The sequence below is a fragment of the Paenibacillus sp. FSL H8-0457 genome (assembly GCF_038051935.1).
Lineage (GTDB): Bacteria > Bacillota > Bacilli > Paenibacillales > Paenibacillaceae > Paenibacillus_AQ > Paenibacillus_AQ lautus_A.
The window spans coordinates 3,881,032-3,906,431 of sequence record NZ_CP150293.1 but is presented as its reverse complement, the minus strand read 5'-3'; the positions used below and the strand labels follow the sequence as shown (position 1 = coordinate 3,906,431).

General features: G+C 47.7%; 16 protein-coding genes. 6 read left to right on the top strand and 10 right to left on the bottom strand.

Features of this window, described 5'->3' with window-relative positions:
• The first annotated feature begins 88 nt into the window (after positions 1 to 88).
• Positions 89 to 2,872, top strand: coding sequence for a hypothetical protein (locus MHI43_RS17090; RefSeq protein ID WP_341283140.1), 2,784 nt, complete (start codon positions 89 to 91; stop codon positions 2,870 to 2,872).
• A 128-nt stretch (positions 2,873 to 3,000) separates the two neighbouring features.
• Here the strand turns inward: MHI43_RS17090 and MHI43_RS17085 are convergent, their stop codons facing one another.
• A complete protein-coding gene (locus MHI43_RS17085) occupies positions 3,001 to 4,017 on the bottom strand; it encodes a phosphotransferase (protein WP_036660622.1) in 1,017 nt (338 codons plus the stop codon).
• Positions 4,014 to 5,087, bottom strand: a complete 1,074-nt coding sequence (gene rsgA / locus MHI43_RS17080; protein WP_051425301.1) for a ribosome small subunit-dependent GTPase A — start codon at positions 5,085 to 5,087, stop codon at positions 4,014 to 4,016. The genes MHI43_RS17085 and rsgA overlap by 4 nt, the downstream gene beginning before the upstream one ends.
• A 530-nt stretch (positions 5,088 to 5,617) precedes the next feature.
• Between rsgA and rarD the strand changes: the two genes are divergently transcribed.
• Positions 5,618 to 6,496 (top strand): EamA family transporter RarD, encoded by an 879-nt coding sequence (rarD, locus tag MHI43_RS17075; RefSeq protein WP_036660621.1) that lies wholly within the window; start codon positions 5,618 to 5,620, stop codon positions 6,494 to 6,496.
• 173 nt (positions 6,497 to 6,669) lie between these two features.
• Here rarD and MHI43_RS17070 read toward each other — a convergent pair whose 3' ends face one another.
• The 4 genes from MHI43_RS17070 to MHI43_RS17055 form a co-directional block, all read right to left on the bottom strand.
• The gene (locus MHI43_RS17070) at positions 6,670 to 7,038 is read right to left on the bottom strand and encodes a hypothetical protein (RefSeq protein ID WP_341283139.1); all 369 of its coding nucleotides are present in this window, start codon (positions 7,036 to 7,038) and stop codon (positions 6,670 to 6,672) included.
• A gap of 480 nt (positions 7,039 to 7,518) precedes the next feature.
• On the bottom strand, positions 7,519 to 8,409 hold the full coding sequence (locus tag MHI43_RS17065) for a carbohydrate ABC transporter permease (protein ID WP_015735575.1): 891 nt from the start codon (positions 8,407 to 8,409) through the stop codon (positions 7,519 to 7,521).
• 65 nt (positions 8,410 to 8,474) lie between these two features.
• Entirely contained in the window at positions 8,475 to 9,365 is an 891-nt protein-coding gene (locus MHI43_RS17060; RefSeq protein ID WP_009590468.1) for an ABC transporter permease subunit, read from the bottom strand.
• Between the two features lie 97 nt (positions 9,366 to 9,462).
• Positions 9,463 to 11,163, bottom strand: a complete 1,701-nt coding sequence (locus tag MHI43_RS17055) for an extracellular solute-binding protein (protein WP_015735573.1) — start codon at positions 11,161 to 11,163, stop codon at positions 9,463 to 9,465.
• Between the two features lie 364 nt (positions 11,164 to 11,527).
• On the opposite strand from MHI43_RS17055, the gene MHI43_RS17050 reads away from it, so the two are divergent.
• The 3 genes from MHI43_RS17050 (at position 11,528) to MHI43_RS17040 (ending at position 17,214) form a co-directional block, all read left to right on the top strand.
• Entirely contained in the window at positions 11,528 to 13,273 is a 1,746-nt protein-coding gene (locus MHI43_RS17050) for a histidine kinase (RefSeq protein ID WP_081746262.1), read from the top strand.
• A complete protein-coding gene (locus MHI43_RS17045) occupies positions 13,270 to 14,694 on the top strand; it encodes a response regulator (protein ID WP_036660618.1) in 1,425 nt (474 codons plus the stop codon). The genes MHI43_RS17050 and MHI43_RS17045 overlap by 4 nt, the downstream gene beginning before the upstream one ends.
• Before the next feature lie 744 nt (positions 14,695 to 15,438).
• Positions 15,439 to 17,214 carry a S41 family peptidase gene (locus MHI43_RS17040; protein WP_081746261.1) on the top strand — a complete coding sequence of 592 codons (1,776 nt, stop codon included), beginning with the start codon at positions 15,439 to 15,441 and terminating at the stop codon, positions 17,212 to 17,214.
• A 114-nt stretch (positions 17,215 to 17,328) separates the two neighbouring features.
• Here MHI43_RS17040 and MHI43_RS17035 read toward each other — a convergent pair whose 3' ends face one another.
• The 3 genes from MHI43_RS17035 to MHI43_RS17025 form a co-directional block, all read right to left on the bottom strand.
• On the bottom strand, positions 17,329 to 20,409 hold the full coding sequence (locus MHI43_RS17035) for a PQQ-like beta-propeller repeat protein (RefSeq protein ID WP_036660614.1): 3,081 nt from the start codon (positions 20,407 to 20,409) through the stop codon (positions 17,329 to 17,331).
• Positions 20,410 to 20,687: 278 nt separating this feature from the next.
• A complete protein-coding gene (locus tag MHI43_RS17030; protein WP_341283138.1) occupies positions 20,688 to 21,788 on the bottom strand; it encodes an ATP-binding protein in 1,101 nt (366 codons plus the stop codon).
• A 32-nt stretch (positions 21,789 to 21,820) separates the two neighbouring features.
• The gene (locus MHI43_RS17025) at positions 21,821 to 22,507 is read right to left on the bottom strand and encodes a response regulator transcription factor (RefSeq protein ID WP_015735566.1); all 687 of its coding nucleotides are present in this window, start codon (positions 22,505 to 22,507) and stop codon (positions 21,821 to 21,823) included.
• Positions 22,508 to 23,136: 629 nt separating this feature from the next.
• On the opposite strand from MHI43_RS17025, the gene MHI43_RS17020 reads away from it, so the two are divergent.
• The gene (locus MHI43_RS17020; protein ID WP_036660612.1) at positions 23,137 to 23,538 is read left to right on the top strand and encodes a DUF6223 family protein; all 402 of its coding nucleotides are present in this window, start codon (positions 23,137 to 23,139) and stop codon (positions 23,536 to 23,538) included.
• 234 nt (positions 23,539 to 23,772) lie between these two features.
• Here MHI43_RS17020 and MHI43_RS17015 read toward each other — a convergent pair whose 3' ends face one another.
• The gene (locus MHI43_RS17015; protein ID WP_036660611.1) at positions 23,773 to 25,386 is read right to left on the bottom strand and encodes a tetronasin resistance protein; all 1,614 of its coding nucleotides are present in this window, start codon (positions 25,384 to 25,386) and stop codon (positions 23,773 to 23,775) included.
• Between the last annotated feature and the right edge of the window lie 14 nt (positions 25,387 to 25,400).

The window sequence follows — 25,400 nt, the reverse complement described above, 5'->3', positions numbered from 1 at the left end:
CTATCTGTTGAAAAAATTTATTCGCAAAGGGGAGAGTTTAGTGAGAAGCAAGTGGAGGAGTCGGCTTGCCGGAGCCCTAACAGTCATCATGATGTTCGCAAGTATCGGGTGGGCAAAGTCGATCACGTATGCAGCAGACGAAGAATTGACCAACGTTTTGATCAACGGCGGCTTCGAGGATTCCGAAGAAGATGGACGCTTGCCGGGCTGGCAGCCCGATGAAGACACAGCTGTCATAACTGTAAGTGAGTCCGTGTACGCAGAAGGGGAACGAAGTCTTCAGGTGGAACGCCTGTCGCCCGCCGCAGGCTCCGGAGTTGTGAGCGATGCATATACCGCCCAACCATTCGGCAATGTCATCATGACAGCAAGCGTGCTATCGGATGAAGGCCAAGGCGGCAAAGCAGACCTCAGATTTTATGATGCAGGCGGAAAGCTTGTCTCCGTCGTGAGCGGCCTGGTCGGTGAAACATCGGGCAAATGGCAGAATTTAAGAGTGGCTGCTTCTGCCCCTAAAAATGCAACGGAGGTCAGGGTAGCCTTTGGTTTTAATGGTGACCTAACCGGCAGGTATTTCGTTGACAGCGTCTCATTGGAGTCGCAGGCTTCCTCCCCGTACTTAACGAATTTAGGACCGCAATCTTCAAGTTTAACCTTAATGACGGCTGCATTCGGTAAAGATAGGAATGGTCAGGATGCTTTGTTTACGGTCGCACAGGGTGATCCGGCACAATTCATCGTGATGGATGTTGCTTCGAAAGAAGTGAAATCCACTCATCCACTTGTTGCGCTTGACGGGAGCAACGTTTCGGCAGCTTGGGCGATTGTGACAGCCTCCGACGGTAAGGTATACATCGGAAGTACGCCGAACGGGACGTTGTTTCAATATGATCCGGCAGAGGATAAGCTGCGTGCCATCGGGAAACCTGTTCCTACCGATACCGTCATCTGGACGCTTGTAGCCGGGGAAGATGGCAAAGTGTATGGAGGAACAGGATATTCCCAATCGCTGTTTGAATATGATCCCGTTACCGACCAGACTCGAATCCTTAAATCCTTCAAGACTTCATCGAAAGAGGCTCATATCCGCAGCCTTGCTTACGATTCCGATCGTCAAATGATCTATGTGGGGGGAGCAGACGTCGCTAAGCTTTATCAATACGATCTTGCTAGCGGCACGTCGATTGTGCTTCATCATCCTGAATTTATCGGCAAGACTTCGGTTTACGATCTCCAGTATGCAGGAGGTAAATTGTTCGTGCGCGTGGATCCCGGACCGGTTATGTTCGTGTATGATCCCGATACAGCTAGCTGGATCGTTAACAATAATACTGCCTATAATGCACGAGGATTTTCACCGTTATCGCCTGACGGCGAGGAGGTATTCTACACCTATTACGAAACCCTTCCAGGTGGCGTGCAGCAATGGTCTCTCTATTCATACGACGTGAGAACGGGAGATTACGGCTCGCTGGGTGTCGACGTCAAAGGAGCAGGCGTAGCTTTTGGTTACGTACAGCTGGACCAGACAAATTATCCGGGCTGGACATTAGTCGGATTGGCCGGAAATAGCGGAAGAGCATTTTATTACAATCTGGAAACCGGTTTGATTGAAACGCCGGAGCTTCCGTTTCCGGCACAGTTCGTGGAATTGTTTAATATCGGGAAGAGCACAGATGGGCAGATACTGTCCTCTGGCTTCATTTCAGGCGGGGGTATGGGAATTTACTCCCCAACCCGTAACGAGACCAAGCATTATCCTCAAATCGGCCAAGTCGAAGGATTCGGTTCCTTGAACGGGAAAATGTATCTCGGCGTTTATCCTAGAGCGACTATCTTTGAATACGATCCAGCCAAGCCATGGAACCGAACGGACCCATCAGAGCCGAATAATCCGCTGCGGCTTGATCAGCTGGGTTCAGAGCAAGACCGGCCCGTTGCCATGCTCGGGGTCGAGGAAGAAAACCTGTTATATATCGGTTCTTATCCAATCGCAGGCAAAACAGGCGGGGCTCTTACCGTCTATAATCCCGTTACCGGAACGTTTGATGTGAAACGTGACATTATATCCGGGCATTCGATCAATTCGTTGCTTTACAAAAATGGAAAGCTGTTTATGGCCACCGGCGCGATGACAGGCGGAGAGGGGAAGCTTGCCATTTACGATACAGCATCCGGCCGAGTAGAGCTGGAACAGGTACCTGTTGCGGGCAAAAAAGCAGTAACCTCTTTGATATGGGGCCCGGACGGTAACATTTGGGGAATGGCGCTAGGGTCTCTGTTTATCTATGATCCGGAGCGCCAAGAGATTATTTACAGCGAAGATATGTTTCCTGCAGCAGATTATGCACACAGCAATCCTCGCTTAACCGTGGGAACCGACGGGAATGTATACGGTACCATTTTTACGGGATATGTTGCTGACCATACGTACACAAGCAAAATGTTTAAGATTGACGCTGCAAGCAAATCGCTGTCCATCTTGTTGGAGAGCAATGCGGAAAAACTGGCCCAGGACGATTTTGGCAACTTATATTTCAAATACGGCAGCGAGCTGATGAAGTATAGCGATCCGAATCTGGTCGTGCAGCTAGACAAAGTACAGCTTGAGGCTGAATCGCTCCAGCTTCGTCCGGGAGATGAAGTCGGTTATTCCTACGAAGTATTCCTTGATAAAGAAAGAACGACTAAGGAGTTATCCGGCGCAGTCATTGAGTATTTGAGCAGCCGTCCGGAAAAGGCGGAGATCGACCCGAAAGGAAAGATTATCGCCAAGCATCCGGGGCAAGCCGAGTTGTCGATTCGAATTACATTGAACGGGGTAACGGTTGAATCCAATAAAATCAAGGTGAAAATAACCGGACCTTTTTAAAACGTGTATGATATAGCAATATGAGATGTTATCACGAGCTAGCTTCCGGGGACGATCGAATGGGAGTAAATGAAAGAAACTCCGAAAACCCACTATATTCAAGGGTTTTCGGAGTTCTTTTTTTAGAGTCAACGCAGTACTGGGGTGGTCTTCATGTCATGGATTTTTTGGAGCGTATGGAAATGCTTCGTCTTTTCGTCATCGTCCTCTGTGTGGAGATACCACTCCACAAGCCTGTATCCGAAGCCGAGAAGGATCAGCTCGTAGATGCAATGTTCGGCGATAGGGGGTACATCCGCATATTCCGAAAAGCCTTTGTAATACGCGGGGACACAACGCTGGTAGTTTTCGACCATGTGATCGATATCCGCTTCATCCGCAATCAGGCTTGCGAGGTCCTCGCCCAGGTAGCCCCATCCGGATGTATCCCAGTCAATGAGTGCGATTTTCCCGTCGGCATAGATCAGGTTGGTCACCCAGAAGTCCCGGTGGCATAGCACGAGAGGCAATTTTTCGATGCGGTCGAGAATCTCGTCTGCATGCTCATCGATGTCGATGAGCATTTGCCGCACGTGCTGCGGGAAATCGCAGTTCTCCGAGCGTATATAATCGTAGACGACCGGCCAAGACCGGTAATGGAGATACGTATTCTTCATGAGATCCGCATGGCTCAGGTTGGTCAGGCTCTGCAGCACAGCGGGCTGCTCCGCATACAGCTTGCCTTGATAGCGTCCTAACTCCAGCGCAGCCTGTTCATACATGTCACCGGTCAAATCTAAACCGGTTACGCCATCGATATATTCCAGCCACAGCTGGAATTCATTTTCCTCGGCATTGATCTCGGCGTGATAACATGTCGGCCAGCGGAAGGCATCCGAGAACGTCGCTCCCAAGTCAGACGCATAAAGATCATATTCCCGGCGCCATGAACCAGGATCGCCGTTACGCTCCCATTTCTGCTGGATTTTGAGCACGATACGATACGGCAATTGTTCGCCATCCGCGGTATCGGCGATCCCCGTTACCAGGTACACATTTCCCACAGTTCCGCCCTGTAACGGCTTGGTTTGGCAGTCGGCCGAGATGATATCCTTCTTGAACTGTCGGCTCAAGGCATAGATCAGCGTTTCGAATTGAATATTCATATCTTCCATCCTCCGTTTTTTTTCGTTTGCTTGCTCCACATGGCGTTCGTTTTGTTTCGAGCCCTCTTGTCGATGAGGTAGCTGGTTTTATCCTGGACATACTTGTTCTCATGCTTCTGGGCCACATAATGCTCCCACCGTTCACGCGGCAATGAACCGTCGGCAAGCGCGGCAAGAACGGCACAGCCCGGCTCGGCCTGATGGCGGCAATCCGTAAATCGGCACTGCGGGAACCATGCCTCCACATCGGTAAAGCTTGCGCGTATGCCTTCGTCGGCATCAAAAATCCCAAGCTCACGCATACCCGGCGTATCAATAACCATCGTACCGGAGGGCAGCATGAACAGCTGACGGTGCGTTGTCGTATGCCGCCCCCGGCTGTCGACCTCCCGGATTGCCTGAACCTTCATTACGTCCTGTTCTATCAACGCATTGAGCAAAGACGATTTACCAACCCCGGACATGCCGAGAAAGACGACCGTTTTACCAGGCATCAAGTAGGGATCGAGTTCGTTCATCCCCAGGCCTGTATGACTGCAGATCGCGTGAACCGGCACATCGGGGATGCTTTGTGTGACTTCTGCGAGCAGGAGATTATAATCTGGGGCGAGATCAGCCTTGGTCAGAATGATGACCGGCTGGCCGCCACTCTGCCTGGCTTGTGTCAGATACCGAATGATACGGGTAACATTGAAATCCCAATTCAGAGAAGAAAGGATAAATACATAGTCAAAGTTGGTTGCAACGACCTGTTCCCGCACGGTTTTGGCATAGCCTGCGGCATGCCCTGAGTAATCCGCGCGTGAGAACTTGGAGCGGCGGGGCAGTACCCTGTCGATGAGAGAATCTCCGCTTTCGTTGTAGTGCAGCAAAACAAAATCACCGACGCAAGGAAAGTCTACTCGCGTTTCCGCACTGTGATAGAACGCCCCCCTGAGCACCGCCGTTACCTCGCCTCGCTCGGTCATGACCCTGAAGCGCTCGCGCCGAAGCTCCGTCACCCTGCCGGGCAATAAGCCGCCTTGAATTGCTTCTATTTCTGTGTAGCCATAAGTTTTCAAATCCATCATAGTTTTTTGTTAGCTCCTTTAATGTTGTTTTTTGGACGCAAAAATGCCACGGACAAGCAGCCTCTAAAGAAGCTGCTGTCGCGCGGCATCAGGACGCAAAAAAGATACGACATTCATCGTATCTCGCAAACAGCAATATTCACGAAAGGTTACTTTGAATGGCACACCAAATAATACGGGCGTTGTCCCGCTTTAATCGCGTATGCCTGCTATTCAGTTTTAAGACCAAACCACCATATAAGTAGTCGCCATTAAAACACATCTCCCTTCGTTGTAGGAACTTGCTTATCGCTAAGCTGTCTATAAAATAACCTATTTTGGAAAAATAATCAATGACTAACAGCGCAGAATGTGTCAGCTGCTTGCTTCATCGAGTCTGCGAACGAACGGAAAACGATAGCTCAAAATACAACGAGAATCGAACAAGAGCGTGACTGTCTGCTATCGGACACGAATTATTTGCTTTACTTAAGCGAGGATCGAGGCGTATAATCCGTTAAGACATCGGAGCTAGAAGAGGAGAAATCATAATGAACAATGGGTTGGTTAACGCTATTATCGCGTATATCATGTGGGGGGTTCTCCCGCTTTATTGGAAGTTGTTTGAAAATGTGCCGGCAGGCGAAATTCTGTCGCATCGGGTTGTCTGGTCGTTCGTCTTCATGGGTATTCTCGTCGCCGTCCAGCGACGCTGGGGTGACATGAAGCGGGTTGCGACTAGCCGCTCGCTCCTGCTGTCGCTCGCCGCCAGCGGACTGCTGATCGCTGCGAATTGGCTCATCTTCATCTGGGCGGTCAACAACGGCCATGTTGTCGAGACAAGTCTCGGCTATTATTTGAATCCGTTGCTGAACGTTCTGTTAGCGGTTGTCTTCCTTCGTGAAAAGCCTAACCGCGGCCAATGGCTCGGGATTGCCATCGCTGGCGCCGCGGTGCTCATCATCGCCATCGACTACGGGCGGTTCCCGTGGGTCGCGATCTCGTTGGCCGTATCGTTTGGCTTGTACGGCCTCGCGAAGAAGAAGATCGTGCAGGACGCTTCTGTAGGCTTGTTGTCGGAGACGGCTGTAATCCTGCCCGTCGCGCTCGGCTACTGGATCTATTTGGCCGCCGTGGGCAAGACGACGGCATGGACGCTGCCTGCGCCGGTGTTCGTCGAGCTGCTTCTATCCGGCGTGGTAACGGCGCTGCCGCTGCTCTTCTTTGCGCGGGCGGCCGCCCGGATGGCGCTATCCACGCTCGGCTTCGTACAATACATCGGGCCGACGATCATGCTGTTACTGAGCATATTCGTGTTCAAGGAATCGGTCTCGCCGGTTCTGCTTATCGGCTTCGCGCTCATCTGGACAGCGCTCGTTGTATACGCTGTGGCATCGGTTCGCAGCACGAAACTCGCGAAGGCGAGCTGACGGTAAGGGCGTCAAGGTACAGTCATAACGGCCATTTCCGTCCGATAGGGGCGGAGATGGCCGTTTTCCGTTACATATTCCGTTTCTCTGAAGTTGCTGCCGTCTGCGCCGATGACAATTACATTATCAAGGATTCGAGAGATGGCGGGAAGAGATAACAGTTATTTCAAACGTTAACGGCGTAGTGTTTTGGCAATGAATCCAACGATGAATCCCCAAATGGCATTTATAGCAAAGACACTTACAAGAGCAAACGGATTAGTTAATGGACCTTGTAATTTTCCATCAAGAAGCGGAGAGACTAAGCCGCTAAGGATGACGGCATATAAGGCATAACTCATACCGGCAAAAATAAGAATGACCACTGGAGAAGCGGGTTTCTTAATTAAAACGATAACGAGCCAAGCTATGGAAATAAGAATCGTCATCAGAATGCTGCCAAATTGTTGTCCGATCAGATCCATGATCCCCGTCATCTTCATTATGGGCCTCACTAGAGCTAATGCGCCAAGTCCAAGAATAAACAACAAATTTTCTTTCACGATATCGAACGTTTTCATTATAAACAATTCCTTTCTGGTGTGATTGAACGATCTGAGGACCAAAATTCTTGATTTTCTCGAAAGCGGATGGGTCGGCTTAATGTTCGTTTCTGAATTTCTAATCCGTAGCGTTCTTATTTACCGTTATAAAATAACAAATTCATGTTGTGAACTTATGACGATACATTGTGTTTTACGTGAAATTTCGTCTGTTTGAAATCTTTATGAAGAACGATCGAAGCAGGTCTCGAAGAGAAGCAATTAACACACGGTGAACCAAACGAAGGTCAGCCATTAGGGGGATATTTGTAGAATTAAAAAAAGACAACCAAGATAATGAGGTTGTCTGTACATAGGATAAACAAAGCACATGCGATGGGAGGGATGATACGTACTCCCAGCGCCTGTTTTCGTATATTTTTATATTCATGTAAAGAAAATGGCTCGGATCTCTGAAAGCTGTTGTCCTGGGTGGCGGAGCTACTCTTTAACCGAACCCAGCGTAATCCCGTGAATGAAGAAGCGCTGGAGGAACGGATAGACGATGAGGACAGGCAGCATCGCGATGAAGATCTTGGCGGCATCGAGTGTCCGGTTGGATAACTCAGACAAGCGACGGTATTGGTCCTCGGACATCGTCGATGGATCGACCGAGACGACAAGCTGCTGGATATACGTCTGGAGTGGATAGAATTGCTCACGGGACATGAAGATCAGACCGTACAAGAATTCATTCCAGTGATACACGATACTGAACAACGAGACGGTCGCCAGCACCGGCACGGCCAGCGGGATGTAGATCTTGAACAGGATGTACCATGGTCCCGCGCCGTCGACAAGCGCAGCTTCATCCAGCTCCTTGGGCAGGTTGCGGAAGAAGTTCATCGTGAGGATGACGTTGAAGACGAGTGTCTGCGCGCCGCCGACCAGGACAAGTGCCCAGATGCTGTTCAGCATGTTGAGCTCTTTGACCGTCAGATACAGCGGGATCAGTCCACCGTTGAACAACATCGTGAAAATGAGAATCCACATGAATACATTGCGCCCCTTGAACTCTTTCGCTGTCCGCGAGAGCGGGTAAGACATGAGCACAACCATGATAAAATTGAGCATAACCCCCAGCAGCACTCGCTGGGTCGAGGTCCAGAAGGACCGGAAGAACTGCTGGTCATTGAGAATCTGGGCATATGCGTTGAGATTGAAATCGACCGGCCATAGCCAGACCTTACCGGCCGCAGCGGCAGAGTTGGAGCTAAGCGAAAGGGAGAGGGTGTACCAGATCGGCAGGATGCATGACAACGTAATGCCTATCAGGACAACAATCAGTATAATATCCGTCACACGGTTGCCGAACGTCCGGTCTCTGACCACGGTCAGCACCTCCTACACTAGTTGGAATGGGATTGGTTTATATAGCTTTTCAACAGGATGAATCCTTAGAATATGCGATAGTTAACAAAACGGTAAGCCAGATAATACGAGACGGATATCAGCAGGAAGCCCACAACGGACTTCAGCAGGCCGACGGCGGTCGCAAGTTCATATTGCAGGTTAAGCAAACCTGTACGATAGACCCAGGTGTCAATAATATCACCTGTAGAATAGACGAGCGGGTTGTACAGATTGAAGATCTGGTCAAAGCCCGCATTAAGCACATTACCCAAGCTGAGTACCGTAAGCAATACGGCTGTCGTGCGGATCCCGGGCAAAGTGATATGCCAGAGACTTCTCCAGCGTCCTGCGCCATCGATGTTGGCAGCTTCGTACAGTGCCGGGTTGATCCCGGTAAGCGCGGCAAGATAGATAATGGTGCCAAAACCGAATTCCTTCCAGACGTCACTACCGACAACGAGGAACGGAAACAGTTGGGAGTCGGCAAAGAACAGTTTAGGCTGGAATCCGAACAAGGCAGTCAGTTGATTGACGGGTCCGTTATAGGAGAACAGATCGAGTACAATGCCCCCCAGAATAACCCAAGACAAAAAGTGGGGCAGATAGACGATGGTCTGAATCCAGCGTCTGAGAATCATCAAACGCAGCTCATTGAGCATGAGTGCAAACAACAGAGGCGCAATCAGATTGGCGACAATCTTCATGGACGCGATAACAAGCGTATTGCTGAAGACTTCCTGTGTATCCTTCAGCAATAACATATACTTGAAGTGCTCAAGCCCTGCCCAATCCGAGCCCAGGATACCTTTGCCTGGATTAAAATATTGGAACGAAATGATGATGCCGAACATCGGAACGATGCTGAAGACGAACAGCCATAGAAATCCCGGGATCAGCATCAGATAATAATGTTTGGCGAAGCCTTTCATACGCATGACAGCACTCCCTTCCCCGAATCCTGCATCGAGTGTTCCAGAGCTCCTGACGGCTGCCGGGAGCTCTGGCTATTATGGTTCGTTGTATGCCTTAAGATCACTGCGCAAGCGCGTCCTTAACCTCCTGGGTAATCTGGTCGCCGCCTTGACGTTTCCAGTTCTCGACGAAGGAGTCGAATGTTTCCAGAGGAGCCGCCCCCATGATGATGCGCAGGAAAGTCTCGTCCTCTAACTTGCGCAGATTCACCCAACGGCTCTCCATTAACGGTGTCTGCTCATACAGAAGACTGGGCACCTCCTCAAACTCGGTATCAACCAGCGGCCTGCCGCCCACCATGATGGAGTACGATCGAGTCCATGCTCCCCAGTTCGCTTCAGGGTTCCATGTTGAAAGATCCATGGAATCGTAAGGCTCGTTTTTGATCGTCTTGATGCTTGCGATGTCCGAAGGCAGCAGTTTGTAGGCCTTGTCATTTGCAAAATCCTCGGCGGTTTTATTGCCTGCCAGCACGTCACGGAGGGCTTTGACTGTAAATTCAATTTCGTCGGATGGTGCGTAAACCACGCGGAGCGGATAATAACCAGGACCGCCTTTGCTCGGGTCAAAGGTGTTCTCTTGCTCGTTTTTAAACAGATTGTTTAGCAATTTCATAGGAACTTCCGGATGCTCGTAATCTTTCCGAACCACCACAAACTCAGTAGAAGGTGTAGCGGCATGTGGTCTAAATTCGCCATTTTGATTCAAAGGCAGAGCATAAGCCTGCCAATTGGCTTCGGCATCATTTTTTACGGCATTGGTTAGCGGGCCGTAAGCCATCCACCATGGCGCAAAGAACATTCCGGATTTTCCGGCGATAATGGGCTCATCCGCTTTGTTACGAACACCCATCTCTGGATCAATAAGTCCCTTGGAATACAAATCTCTTAAACTAGCTAACGCCTCACGAGTCTCCGGCAGGATTGAGCCGTATACAGGGCTGCCATCCTCGCCCTCGAGCCAGTATCCAGGGAAGGAGTCATGCGCGGAGAAAATGGCGTCAAAACCGTATAAATTGTTCTTCGACTCAAGGAAGTTCGCATACAGCTTGCCACCACTTTCCGGCCCGGTGATCCCAATCGTATCGCGCTGACCGTTACCATCAGGATCATTTTCGACGAAAGCACGGGCGACTTCCTCAAGTTCAGCCATTGTGGTTGGCGGTTCAAGGTTCAGCTTATCCAGCCAGTCCTGCCGGATCCACAAGAGGTGAATGCCATCGGCATTGGCTTGCACACCCGGGAGGGCCATGATTTTGCCATCGAATGTTACTGCATCCAGGGCAGCACCGTTGGTGTTTTCAATGATTGTCTTTATATCCGGGGATGCATATTGTTCATACACCTCCGTTAAATCGGCAATTTGGTCGGCTTCGACCAATTGGCGCAGCTCAACGGCATTGACGACCATAGCATCCGGCAAATCGTTACTTGCAATAGCGAGACTAATTCTCTGACGAAGATTCTGGCCAGAGGCAGCAAATTGATGATCGACGTCCACATTAAGCGCTTCCTTAATCTGACGAGTGTATTGATTGTCGAGCGGCGTGTCGCCAGGAGGCAATTCATTATCGGTGGGATCGATTTCAATACTGATGCTGATCTGGACAGGTTCTTCGTAGCGGCCAAATGGATCTGCGGGTTCGCTGGACTCCGCGCTTTTCTCCGGTGCAGCCGGCGTGTTATTCGTTGGATTGCTGCAAGCTGCTAGAACGAGAAAACAGGCCAGTAAAAGCGCTAACGTCTTTGACTTGTTTTTCATAATTACACCCCTTCTTTCAGATGAATGGAATAACTATTCGTATGGACCATTTAACTGTAACACAATGAAACCGCCTTCAAGGATAGAAGGTGGTTTCTAAATGAGGGGGTCATATGTACAAAAATTTACGGCTGCTGCGGGTGGTTGGACATTTCACCCACTAAGGAGAAGACATTTGTCTACCCGTGATTTTTTCATTTGAACGTTAACGGATTTGGCACCTGATTTATTGAAATCTTTGCTCAATAATCATTTTAATTTGTGTTATATTCTAGAAAGATTTTTCCGCCTGTTTCTGATTATGCACGTCATAGACCATATGATTCAAAGAGAGGAGGAGTCGATAATCGATGGGGATGAAACGATGAAACCGGAAAAGGATTGGAAGTCCCGCCTGAAGCGATTGACCTTGAAAAATCGAATTCTTTTACTGTTTGCCGCAGCAACATTGATCCCTTTCATCTGCACCTGTTATCTGTCATACAACACCATTACATCCATTCTGAATACGAAGCTGCAATCCGGCATTCAAAGCAATTTAAAGCAGGTCCGATTGTCGCTTGAGAACACGCTGGACAATCTGAATCACGTTTCCCAACAACTGACCTTTAAGGGGAATGTCGGTAGGCAGCTTGAGAAGTTTTTGATGGCGAAGCAGCCGTACGACCGGAGTTATCTGACGGATGAAATCAAAAACCAGCTGAATTTAATCACGTTCACCAATCCCAATGTCGGATTAACGCTGTATTATTTACGCGACGATCAGACCACTCTTTTTGAGAATACAGGCATGAAACAGCCATTCGATATCGATGGCCTTCCCATCATAGCAGCGTATTATGGCATTACCTATTTTGGACCGCATATCAGTAAAGATCGATTCAACAATCAATATGTGCTTTCCGCCTTGCGAAAGGTTGATTTGCCGCAGAGGGAAGATGCCTATGTTTACATTGAGTCCGGTTTCAAGCTGACGCAGAGCATTCTTGATTTGGATGAAGTCAGCAAGCATGCCAATCATTTAATTCTGGACAACAACGGAAGAATTTCATACAGCGAGCTTCAAGATATCTTTCCTGAAAATTCAATATTTTCGGACGCTCTAGCGCCTTCCCTGGTAACAGGTATTACGTCCGACTATTATTGGTATCGACAAGTCAGCAATCAGGGCTGGAGTGTGGTCTCGCTTATTGCGAAATCCGACTACAACCGTGAGAAAAATCGCTGGATGATGCAGATGCTGGGGCTGGCGCTGCTGTTCGCTGTAGTCAGTCTGACCATTGGCTGGCTTCTATGGAAAATGGTGTACCGGCCGCTGTCGCGCTTTAATAAGGAGATCAAATCGATTGCGGGCAGCAATTTTAATGCGGCTGCCACGCAATCGCGCATCCCGGAATTTGAGATGGTGTTAAACCAATTTCAACATATGAAGGTTCAGATTACGCAGCTGTATTCTGAAGTCAAGGCCAAAGAGAAGCGCAGAGCGGATCTGGAGATCGAGAAGCTGCAGTATCAGATTAATCCGCATTTTTTGATGAATACGCTGGATACCGCGCACTGGCTAGCCGTTATGAACGGTCAGGAGGAGATCGACAGGCTTGTCACTTCGTTAAACAAACTGCTTTACTACAATCTCCGCAAAGGCAACAGTGTCGCGACGATCAGGGATGAGATTGATTCACTGAAGCAATATCTCATTCTCCAGCAGATTCGATACAATTTTCAGTTCGATGTCAATATTCACGTGGACGACGCATTACTCGAAGTGACGGTTCCTAGATTCATTCTGCAGCCGTTGGTTGAAAATTCGCTGTATCACGGTCTAGATGATAACGGCAGAATCGAGGTGGTGGTTAGAAAGAATGACAGACTTGAGATCGAAATTCGAGATAACGGTGGGGGGATCTCTGAGGAAAAGATTGAGGCATTGCTTGAGCAGGAACAGACTGAGCGCCATCGAGTGGGAATGGGAATCGGACTGAATTATGTCAAACGAATGTTAGAATTTCATTACGAAGGGAAAGCGAGTCTGACGGTGACAAGCGAGCTTGGCAAAGGTACCCGCATCATCATTTCGATACAAATCGAGGAGGAGAATTTAACGAAATGATCCATGTTCTCATCGTAGACGACGACAAGCTTGTACGTAAGGGACTGATGTCTTTTTTGCCCTGGGAATCGTTCGGAATGAGAGTTGTAGGCGAAGCTGCCAACGGGGAGAAGGCGCTCGATTTTCTGAAGGCGAATCGGGTAGATCTGTTAATGACCGATCTGGCCATGCCGGTGATGTCGGGCATAGAGTTAATTCGGGTTGTGCGCAAGCAATATCCGAATATCGCGATCGCCGTGCTGACTCTTCATCAGGATTTTGAATACATCCAGGAAGCGCTGAGACTGGGTGCCATTGATTACATTGCCAAGGTTGAGCTTGAAAAAGAACAGTTCGAAGAAGTGTTTCAGCGCATTCACTCGCGCATTGAGGAAGTGAAGCAGAAGCACAAGAATGAGTCGGATTCGATAGTAGCGGCTTGTTCTTGCGATACGGCGTATGCGCTATTGACGTACCCGGATGAGCCATTAACAAGCAGAATGGTAGCGGATTGCGTTTCATTGGGCTGGACAGCCGAAGCGGATGGATCTATTCTGATGTGGCTGACGGATCTTCCCAAGGAGGTTCAGTCTCATGGCAATGACGAAGAAGAACCGTTGCCGCCGCTTCCAGACGGAACGTGCAGCACCGGATGGCATATGGTACGGCTACGGCATACAGCCGATTTATCTCCATCCGAGCTGCTTCAACGAATACGGGCCTACAGGAGCAGAGATTTTTTCTACGACTGCGACGGCAATGAGCCCTATCCGATTGAGAAGTCTGTCATGGAGCTGATGGCGGAACGTCCTGAACCGGGAGAAGAAGAGACGGCCACTGTAAAGGAATTACTACACGCCTTCACATGGGTCCATGACGATGAAGCCTTTGATAAGCTTTGCAGTCGATTGAAAGAACTGCGTATACCCGTCTCCAAGCTAATGCAATGGATCTATGGATGTATGGTTGACTGGAACCGGCTTTATAGAGCGATACAACCTGATGATATCAAGATGCCTGACACATTTACGTGCTGGCGGGAGGTTGCGGACTGGCTGAAACAATTCAGGGAAATTGGGATGACGCTGTCAGGCAGCCTGCAGCTGAGCCCCGAAGTGAGCGGCAGCATTATGACGGCGGTCAAAATCGTGCACGACGAACTTGAGTTGCCGTTATTCGCTATCGATGTCGCGAAGCGGGTCAATCTGAGCCGAAGCTACTTCTATCAATGTTTCAAAGAAATCGTTGGCTACTCCTTCAATGAATATCTGCGCAAGGTACGGATCGATAAGGCTCGGGAATATCTGGAACAGACGGCCAGGCCAATTGTCTGGATTGCCAAGCAAACCGGATACGAGGATGAGAAATATTTCAGCAGAACTTTTCGAGAGCAGACAGGCATGCTGCCGAGCGAATATAGACAGCGGTATAAGGCGAGGTAGGCACTAGTTAAACTCCTGAAATACTAAAATTATTTTGTTACAAACAATCACTGTGATAAAATGTAATTATCAATAAATGGAAGGGATTGATATTATGAACTTATCAATCTTAGCTCTTATTCTTGTTGGGATAATCACTATCTATGCCATTGCATTTACAATGATAATTAAGCTGCTTGGCCGGAAATTTAAAGACAAATCCAATATGTATTTTCTATATGCATCGATTATCTTGGGTATCCAATCGTATCTTATTATTAAGGATTTTTTAGGAAAACAGCCTCTAAGTTCAGTCAATACTTTATTCTTCTTCATGGCGTTAATGCTGATTTTCCAAGGAATAAAACGAAGAAAATCAAATATGTAGCAAGATCAATAAGCCACTTGGAAAGGAACCAGGTGGCTTATCTATGTCATGTACAATTTTATCAAATATGATATATATTATAGCCCCCCATTTTTTCAAACGCTACAGCTTTACCTTTGAAGGGGAAAGGGAATTCGTTGAAGGTTACTACGGCAAATGCTTCAGCAATGTTGAGGAAAGAGTAATCAATCGGATCAACATACGCCCAAGCCTAGGAGAATATATAGGCTGGGCTTTTTATTTGCACTAGAGATTTCGAGGGATAGTTTATATAATATGTAATATATTAACATTCCACGTGTTAGAAAGGCGAAGCAGGTCCTAGATTTGCAAGAATGACTAAAGAGATAAATTATTGAGCTGAAAGGTGGAAAAAGGTGAGACTAAAAAAAAGAAGAGACCGGATGTTCTTTGTGTTTATCAGTGTATTGTTTATCCTCATTACTGCAGGATGTTTTGCATCACAGGAGGCTCATCAGCTTGAGCAAGTGAAAGAGCAAGTGAAAGAGCAGAAGCAGGAGCAGGGGCAGGAGTACGACCAAGGAAGTGGAATGAAATTTTCCAGCCTTTCTGAACAGAAGATCGAGGATATCGCTAAGCTCAGTAAGGTATGGGGATTGGTGAAATATTACCATCCTAAGGTTGTATCTGGAGAAATAAATTGGGATTATGAGCTTTTTCGTGTGATGCCTTCTATTATAGATGAAAATTCGGATGTGAACTCAATCCTCTATGAGTGGGTTCATACGTTAGGTAATGAGAACGTCCCCGGGGCTCTTGAACAGCTATACCAAATTCCCGAGGATTATAAACATCTCAGACCAACTACAGATTGGTCCAAGGACGAGGAATATCTCGGAGCAGATCTGAGTCTTGAATTATCAATGCTTTTGAATTCGAACATTTCAGACCGAGAACATGCATATGTAAGTTTTAAGGATGATTCACCCCATCCGAGTATGCATAATGAAAACTCTTATATAAATATGAAATTTGATGATACAGGCTACAGATTACTTGGTTTATTCCGCTATTGGAATATTATTGAATATTATTATCCTTATAAAGATGTCATCGAAGAGGATTGGGATCGAGTGCTTCTGGAATTTATCCCTAAAATGATAGATGGGTCTGATTATGACTCCTATTACATGACCTTAGCAGAACTGACAACTAGAATACATGATTCTCATGCCTATTTGTTGGGCAAAAACAGAAAGACTGTTACTGACTATTTTGGATTGTATCAGCTTCCCGTAAACTTTATCGAAATTAATAATCAGATTGTTATCAGTAAAGTAATTAACGATTGTGGACTTGAAGTCGGAGACATTGTGCTAAACGTTGGCGACGATAGTATCGATGAATTATTAGAAAATAGAAGAAAATATATATCACAGTCTCGAGAAGACACGTCAGCTCATTTCTTTCCTGCATTATTCCGAACTCAACAGAAGAATACTGACGTTACCGTTATCCGACAGGGAAATACGATGAAAATAAGTGCAACAGGCTATCGACAATGGTTTAATTTCTTTGTTGATACGAAATCGCAAGCAATGGAGAATGGAGACATCTACTATATCAATGCCGGTTTGTTGGAAGAAGGAGAGATTGATAAACTCATGAAGGAATGGTGGAATACAAAAGGTTTAATTCTTGATCTTAGAAACTACCCTACTAGCGAACTTTCCTATAAATTAGCTCAATATCTGATCCCTTCCGAAAAAGAGTTTGCCAAATTGTCATATCCTAATCCTGCAATACCAGGTGAATTTTATTATATGCATATTTTCTCAGGGAAGCCTCAAAATATAAATGACGAGGTTTACAAAGGAAAACTCGTGATGTTAATCAATGAACATACGATAAGTAACGGTGAATTTACAACGATGTCGCTGAGAAATACAGAAAATTCAATAGTTCTTGGGAGGCCTACTGCCGGAGCTGACGGTAATAAAGTTATATTTACTCTACCAGGAAATATAAAAACTGCAATAAGTGGAAGAGGAGTATTTTATCCAGATAAAAAACCAACGCAAAGAATAGGAGTGCAGCCTGATATTCGTCTTGATCCAACCATTGAAGGAATGATGGAAGGTAGGGACGAGTATGTTGAGAAAGCCGTAGAAATAATTAAAGCTGATTATTAAACAAAGGCGAGGCAAATGGCTACATGCACGAAAGCCTAAAGGTAATGAATTCATCCACGCAAACAGCGTGTACCGATAGGTACACGCTGTTTAGGCTTAACTCTAGCATCGATTTCAACTGTCCAATTGTTGATTTAAGATATTCAGCAGCTCCGCAGCCTGGAGCAGCAATGCCTCCTTGGCGGCCGGAACGATATAGTCATTCATTTTCGGATCTGCAAGATCTCGGGTGAATTTCTCAAGATGGTGGATGGCCTGAGTCGTATGTTTTTTGAGCAATTGATGTTCGGTTTGCTTCAGGCTGTTCTCCAATTGATTCGCGAGCGGCTTAAGAATCTCGCCCGAAGCCAGTCGAAGATTGAATTCCTGTTGAAGTTTCTCTGTCAATTGTTCCGCTGTCGCACGGACTTCAACCACTACAAAGTTGGAGAGTACGGTGATACCGTTCAGAACAACCGTGGCCTGTAGTTCTGCCCTCCCGGCACCTATAGCTTGTATGGTACCAGAATCGGACACGGTGATGATGCCTTCGTCAGAGCTCTTATAGTTGATCGAAGCTTTGGCCAAGTCTGCGGATTTTCCATTAAACAGGGTTCCGCTCAGCATAAGCTGTGCCTGATCTCCAACAGTGAGTAACGATTCATCCAAATTCAATGCGACTTCTTTTAAGGCGATTGGGAGCTTCTTGAGATGGGAGCCTTCCGCATAATAAATTCCGCCATCTTCTGCCAAGGTCATGAGGTTGACGCTGTCCGCTATTTTTTGGGAATCCATTGTTTCCGGATTGATCACCGTTAGAGTACGACCGACCGTGGTGTAGAGCAGACCATCGTCGCCAAAACGGAGAAAATAAGGTCTCCATGTACTACCGGACGGGGTATTCGGATATAACAGCTTGCTCTTTTTGATCACCTGTGATGCTGCGTCCATAGCGAAGACCGAATATACGGTGGTTCCTGAAGCTGTTTTCCCCCAAGTCACACCCCATAAAAGCCCGTCTGGCCCTTCCTTCAGGTCACCGATCAGCTGGTGGGATGTCATGCCGGGGATCGCAGGGGAGAACTCCGTGACTTTGCTTTTGGCTTTGGGATCAAAAATAAACATTTTGGCTTCCGAAGCTGCGGGGGTCGAGCCTCCGCCACCATGGATCGTTGTTCCTCCATAGACCAGACCGTCTTTATAGGCAACGGACATCACGTTTTGATTTTCCACAATATCCGGAATGGTGGTCCAAGTATCGGTTGGTTCATCGTACATGGTCAATGCCCCTTTAACGAGACCATAGTCGGCGATCGTTCCGATGAACAGCTGGTCGTCGCCTGAAGCAAAAGCGAACGGCCTGCTCTGACCATCCTCAATATTGAATGCGAGCGAAGGATTGACGTCTTTCTTGTACGGCTGGGATGGATCGTATCTGTAGATGACAGCCCCCCCATAGGTGCCGAAATATACTTTATCGTTTAAAAAGCCGATCCCTTCGATTTGTGGAAAGACACGTTTCTGTAGTTCGTAGACATTGGATCTTGGATCAAATATGGATAAGGCTGTATGGAAGCCTCCCATATACAGTTTCCCGTCCGGCCCCATCTCCAGGCTCTGAATATCAATGCCTTCCGCTTCAATTTCAGGCATGATGGTCTCCACCGACCGATCTTCAGGATCAAACAACACGTATTCCAGCTTTTCTGTTACCATGGCCAGCAAGGTTTTGCCGGCTTTATGCCCGGTTTGAGGAGTAACCCAATCATAGGCCCGCACCGTTGAATTTGGCAGAACGACACCCTCCAATGGGAAGATTTCATTGGTTGCCGTATTATAGGTGACTAGTTCACTGTTAACTACATTCCGGAAATACACCAGATCTCTGTCCAGTGGGGAAGGAGGGGAGATCATACTGTCAAAACGGGTTGGAGAAGGCCAAGGGAGAGATTGAAGCACTTCTTCGGTTTCTTCATCCAAAATAAACAGGGTAGTAGCACCGGAACGTACGAACAGCTTTCCATTATACGACCAGATGTCGGCGATCATGTCATTGTCTCCTGAGTTCGGGAGCTTGACTTCAGATTGTTCACCTGTTTGACGATCAATCTTGTATAAATAAGCAGGGTTTCCCACCCCGACATAGATATACTGCTCGGTCACACCGATTCCTCGAGCGTACATGACGTCCTCACGAACGCTTCCGAGATCACGGAATTGATTGGAAGCAATATCATACTCGAAGATTTTGGAGTTTGGGTACGTGGCCCCGTAAATTTTGCCGTCCGAGGTGGCTGCCAAATCCCAGACCAGCTTTTCAGATGGATTGACGCCTACAGACTCCAACGTTTTCGCGGCAGGGGAATAACGATACAACATGCCGTTCTCCACGCCGGATATGTATACATTGCCGTCGGAACCGGCTGCTACACCGTATACCGTGTTCACGCCTTGGACCGGAGAGGAATAGATGACTTCGCCGGTTGAGGCATCCAGTGCATAGAAAGTCGAAGGCGTTCCATTCGTTGCAAAGTAAACCTCGCCGTTCGCCATGGCGGCCCCGCTGGTTTTGACCGTTTTCGTCGCGGCTCCCAGGTCAATCGGATCCCCGAAGGCAACGGGGATATCTGCTGCAGTGGATGCGGACACGGTCATATGATCGAAATAGGCGGTACTGTAGCCGGCAGCACCGGAGTACAGCATAATCTTGGCTGTAACGGCACCGGCTGGCGCGACGCTTTCATGCGTAAAGTCCAACCAATCGCTGCTTACGGAGGATAGGGAGGAGCGGCTGTTGCTGATTTCCTTATTATCGGCATTGTAGTAATAAACAATCATCGCCACCGAACCCTGTTCCAGCCAGGTTTTCACGGAGGTGACATAACTGATTCCTTCCGTGACCGGAACGGAAGAACTGATTAATCCCAGTGACTTTGGCCCTCCATCTACCATCTTTAAAGCGTAGTTTCCCTCATAGCTTTTGGAATCTGTGATCGAGATGGAATATTCGTCAGTCAGTGGTGACCAATAATAAGTCCAGCCCGGTATTTCACTACCACTTCCCAAGGTTTCAAAACCCGCGTTGTTAATGACGGGAGAGGAATTGGAGACCATCATGGTGGAGCTCTGGGCAAATCCAGAAGCAAAAGGTACAAGTGAACTTAAAGTTAAGGAATAAGTTAACAGGATGGCCGTTTTTTTAATCCAGGAATTCATGAATTTCCTCCTTTATGCGGTAAATTTCGATAAACTATTTGATTTTGTTGTTTGCGTTCTCCTTTCTAGTTCAATAGTGGTAAAAATGTAAATAGATTATATGAGGGGCCATATATAATGTCAATGTCTTTAAATTCTCTATAAATATGCTGTGCCTATACTCTCCCCAAAGGTCTTGTCTCAGCCTTATAAAGCTACCAGACCTGGATATATGAGGATATTGAACGTAAATGGAATTCCTGCAAGTTTATATGCCGAGTTATCAACTTTTATAGACATCATCGCCCTATAGGCAGAAAAACGGTAAATGTAGTACCTTCATCAGACTGACTCGCAACGCGGATGAACCCGCCGTGGGCTCTTACAAAATGATGGGCGATAGATAACCCGAGCCCCGTACCGCCTGTATGCCTTGAGCGCGCTTCGTCTACGCGGTAAAATCGATCGAATAGGTAGGGCAGCTCTTCCGCCGGTATTCCGATGCCGGTATCGATTACCGAGACACACGCAAAGAACGCATTCCTATCAAAGACCCGGTCTTCGATTTCAACAGTAATCTTCCCTCCACGAGGCGTGTAACGAATCGCATTAGTCAGCAAATTAATGAATACCTGCGTGATCCGTCTCGCATCGGCCATAACGGTAACCGGACTCGAAATCGTATAAAGACAAACGTCTAAACCGTTTTCTTCTGCTTCGTATTTCACGTCGTCCACAATTCGTTCTAGGTGCATCGTCAGATCGAGCGGTTTGCGTTCGAGCGACAACCGGCCCGATTCGGCCAGCGACAATATATGAAGATCGTTCACAAGCTGACTGAGCCGGATTACCTCATCGTGAAGCCGAAGCAGCATTTCCGGGGGGACATGATGACCGGCCTGCTGATAATTCTCCAGTTTAAGCTGCATCACGGAGAGCGGCGTGCGAAGCTCGTGAGCAATGTCGGCCACCAGTCGCCTGCGGGTCTCTTCGGCTTCACGCAGACGGAACGTCATATCGTTGAACGTTTGGGCAACTTTCCCATACTCATCTTTCGTGTCTACAGGTACTTTGACATTCAGGTCACCCTGCGCCACGCGCTCTATGGCGGCTATAAGTTTTTTGAGCGGGAGGGTAAGCACCCCCGACATCCAATAACTGAAGAACAACCCGATCGCAACAAAAAAGAACAAGCGCACGCCGTGCGTGACATTAAGCAGTTCGTTCAGCTGCATATTGTCAAGGATATAAGATTTAAAAATTTCGATTTTCTCTTCGGGCGATGCGCTCAAATAGTTGGCATCGATTTGTTCCCTTTGAAATTGATCGATCAAGCCGCTTGTGTAAACCTGCGTTGTCAGGGAGAACGTGATGCTTACAATGAAAACGATCAGTCCCATACAGGCAAACATTTTCATGCGGACCGTCATCTTCATGTACGTTCACCGAACCGGTAACCGAAACCATATACCGTTTGAATATATCGAGGATTGGCAGGATCGTCTCCCAGTTTGCGGCGAAGATTCCGGATATGGGAATCCATCGTTCTTTCGTATCCCATGTACTCATCCTCCAAAGCAGCCTTTAACAATTGCAAACGGCTAAAGACAATGCCGGGACGACCCGCGAGTGTGAACAGAATTTTGAATTCGGTAGGTGTCAATTGGAGTTCCTGACCGTCTTTGAATACCTGACATTTGGCCTCGGAAATGATCAGGTTGTCTCTTTCCAAGAATATCGACTTGTCTTCGGGTCCGCGTAAACGGCGAAGCAAAGCTCTGATGCGCGATGCGAGCTCGCGCAAGCTGAACGGCTTCGTCAAATAATCATCCGCGCCAATTTCCAGACCGACGATTTTATCTGATTCGTCCGATCGGGCCGTGACCATAATAATGCCGCAATGCGAGGTTTGTCTTATCTCGCGGCATACGTCGATTCCGCTTTTTTCCGGGAGCATCCAATCAAGCACGACGAGATCAGGCCGCTCAGACCGGGCGATCATGAGCGCTTCCTTGCCGGTACAGGCTGTCAATACCTTGAACCCTTCACGTTGCAAATAGGTCTGCATCTCCTCCAGCATTCCCGGTTCATCCTCCACAATCAACAATTTCGGTTCCATTCCCATCACATCCTTCCCTTAGTTTGATTCCATAGCGAGTACACGCCGCTTACCGAAAATTATAACGTGATTAGGTAGGTTCTTAAAGAAATCCACACAAAGAGCGGAAGATCTGCATAAGTTCTCGACATTTGTTTTGTAAACTGGCTGTGAAAGGAGAGAGATAGCCGCGAAGAACAACAAGGACAATTAATATGGGAATCGGATTCTGAGAAACGTAATTTTTGAAAACGGAAGGATGAACTGCGGATTGTATACGATATCGATTGAGAAAGCGCTGTTTGAACTCGGCATTAAGGGGGGGATTATCCGGCAATTCCGTAACAATTGAGTAGAACGGAAGTACGACAGTGCTTGATCAGATCTAAATAAACAAAAACGTTTGAATTAGCTGAGTTCAGCACAGTCATTGCATACGGACGAGTGTACTGATTGTTGGAACGTCTAGGCCAGAAATGAGAATCTAGGAGGAGAACCCTGCTTAAAGCGGGCCTACGTACCCGCAATGATATTGTCGCCAGGTTTTGGTGGTAAACAGATCTTACTAGTTGATCTAGCAGGAACTCCTATCAAACTCATGAAGTCTCCTTGCAAATGATGAAAAAACAACCGAGAGGGGTAATTAACAAATGAAATTGAAGCTAGTTACATTCGTAATGCTTTGTGCATTTCTACTTGCTCCAACTATTGCCTCTGCTGAAGTGACCAACGGTAATGTCGGATACGGATTAACCCCCGGGCGACTCTGGGCCACGATGGACGCGGTGGTGGGCCTGATCAGCGCGGTCATCGGTGGGCTGTCTCTGGCCCGCTCCGTACGTCGTACCGGAAATGGTGGGCGAAACGGGTCGATCGTGGCCATGGTATTAGGGCTGATCGTCTTAGTCTACGCTATAGTGCATCTGACCATATTCACTGGTGATTTCGGTACCGGCGCCGGGAGAGCTGGGGCGATCATTGCTATTGTAATGGGGCTGATCGGTGTGATCCTCGCTGGGCTAACTCTGGTCCGCTCCCGCCGCGCCGGCTGACCCGACAATGATGCTTCCTATTCCAATACTTAAAGGTGATTTAAGCCAATGGGCGGATCTACGCGATGGATGAAGCACTACCGCGTTTCAGCGAATAATGGCGGGCGAGCAGTTTGGCAATATTGTTAGTTATACAGATAAACTTCGTAAATGAAAAAAACGGGCTGAATATACAGGATTCAGCCCGTTTTCTGTTCCATTTATATCAAAGTATGAGATCAGTTTATTTATCGGTTAAGCTCCTTCAACCATATCCCTTTTGCGATATCCGACAAAGCCCAAAACCATAAAGGCAATACTGATTGCTGAGATCGCAATAAAGGTGGCAGCATCAAACGGATCAACCGGCATCCGCGGAATCCAGCTTTGAACGGCTGTTTTCGAGAACCATTCCGGCAACTCCAAAATGCCGCCAAAGTAGTTTAATGCAAAAGAATAGCCAAGATACGCATAAACGGCTTTACCCAGTCTTGGCGCCCAGCCTAAAGCCAAAGCGGCAAGTCCCGTAAAGAACAACATGGAAGGCAGAAAGTTATAACCAGCGGCGATAAAATCCCACATTTTCATGGACGAGCGGTCACCCATGGTCGAAATCGCCGTTCCGCCAAGACCGCTTGAAGCGAGCAACATGCCCACGATTCCAGCAACGATGGCCAACATGACACTCGTCCAATAGAGCTGGGCTCGCGTCACTTTGGTCGCATAAAGCTGACTTAAATGCAGCCGCGTTTCTTCCGAGAACAGTTTGTTTACGATTGCAATCGGCAAGATGGAAACCATTCCGGTCATGACCATCATAATGGTTCCGGTAAAGGCTTCTTCGATGGAAACGCCGGATATCGTAAACATTTGACTCAGAATTTCATTGCTTTCTAGGAACGTCTGCATATCTCCATAAATCGAACCATAGGCTGCTCCCATGATGACGAAAGCAATCAACCAGCTGATCATTACGCCTTTGTTCAACTTGGTAAACAGGCCGGGTACGGACAGCAATGATTTTTTTGCCGATTCACGTCCTTCTCGTTCGGACAAATAACCGGCCCCCATGTCTCGACCGCCTTCAAGGGCAAAAGCGATGATCGCGACAATGACGCTGAAGACTATCGCCACAATCAGGGGGACCCAATGGTTTCCCGTAAATGGATAGGTTAGATACGTCCAACCCATCGGATTGATCATGGAGAGATCAGGATTCGACACATCCGTTCCGGCGCGAAAAATATAAAGCAAGCCTACTATTCCGAGCGATGAACCGGTTGCTCCGGATGAGGTCGGCATAATTTGCGCCATAACTAAGGCAATCACGGCTCCCAGAATCCCGGCCATCCCGATGGATGCGCCAAACAAAAGGGCTCCTTCGGCCGAAATCGTATCTGCGCCATAGCTAGTCATCATTCCGCCAATCACGAGCGCTAATACAATATTGATCATAACGACTTCGGCAATCACCGCAAGCGAATTGGCTTGACGACCTACTTGAAAGGAGCGTACGAGTTCAGTAAGCCCAAGATCTTCTTCTTTGCGAGTATGGCTTACCACATGCAATGCAGCGATAATCATCGCAAACAAACCGCAGAATAACTGCATTTCGTGCGCATACATCGCGCCTAAAGTATAATCCGCTGCGGTCTCAATCGGTGTCGGACCCACCATGGAAATCATGGCAGGATTTTGCAGAGTTTCATACATTCCTTGCAATCCTTGCCCCTTGCCGATTTCTTCAAATGCCGGAACAAATCCGGCTGAAAACAAGCCTAAACCTATAACCCAGATGATGACTTTTTTCCAATCACGTTTCAGATATTGGACGAACAGTACACGCGAACGCGCAAATTTTTCTTGCATCCTAGTCTCCTCCG

Coding starts and splice junctions, on each gene's coding strand:
- MHI43_RS17090 (WP_341283140.1), top strand. CDS start 89: ATGATGTTCGCAAGTATCGGGTGGGCAAAGTCGATCACGTATGCAGCA.
- MHI43_RS17085 (WP_036660622.1), bottom strand. CDS start 4,017: ATGAATATTCAATTCGAAACGCTGATCTATGCCTTGAGCCGACAGTTC.
- rsgA (WP_051425301.1), bottom strand. CDS start 5,087: ATGATGGATTTGAAAACTTATGGCTACACAGAAATAGAAGCAATTCAA.
- rarD (WP_036660621.1), top strand. CDS start 5,618: ATGAACAATGGGTTGGTTAACGCTATTATCGCGTATATCATGTGGGGG.
- MHI43_RS17060 (WP_009590468.1), bottom strand. CDS start 9,365: ATGCGTATGAAAGGCTTCGCCAAACATTATTATCTGATGCTGATCCCG.
- MHI43_RS17055 (WP_015735573.1), bottom strand. CDS start 11,163: ATGAAAAACAAGTCAAAGACGTTAGCGCTTTTACTGGCCTGTTTTCTC.
- MHI43_RS17050 (WP_081746262.1), top strand. CDS start 11,528: ATGAAACCGGAAAAGGATTGGAAGTCCCGCCTGAAGCGATTGACCTTG.
- MHI43_RS17045 (WP_036660618.1), top strand. CDS start 13,270: ATGATCCATGTTCTCATCGTAGACGACGACAAGCTTGTACGTAAGGGA.
- MHI43_RS17035 (WP_036660614.1), bottom strand. CDS start 20,409: ATGAATTCCTGGATTAAAAAAACGGCCATCCTGTTAACTTATTCCTTA.
- MHI43_RS17030 (WP_341283138.1), bottom strand. CDS start 21,788: ATGGGACTGATCGTTTTCATTGTAAGCATCACGTTCTCCCTGACAACG.
- MHI43_RS17025 (WP_015735566.1), bottom strand. CDS start 22,507: ATGGAACCGAAATTGTTGATTGTGGAGGATGAACCGGGAATGCTGGAG.
- MHI43_RS17020 (WP_036660612.1), top strand. CDS start 23,137: ATGAAATTGAAGCTAGTTACATTCGTAATGCTTTGTGCATTTCTACTT.
- MHI43_RS17015 (WP_036660611.1), bottom strand. CDS start 25,386: ATGCAAGAAAAATTTGCGCGTTCGCGTGTACTGTTCGTCCAATATCTG.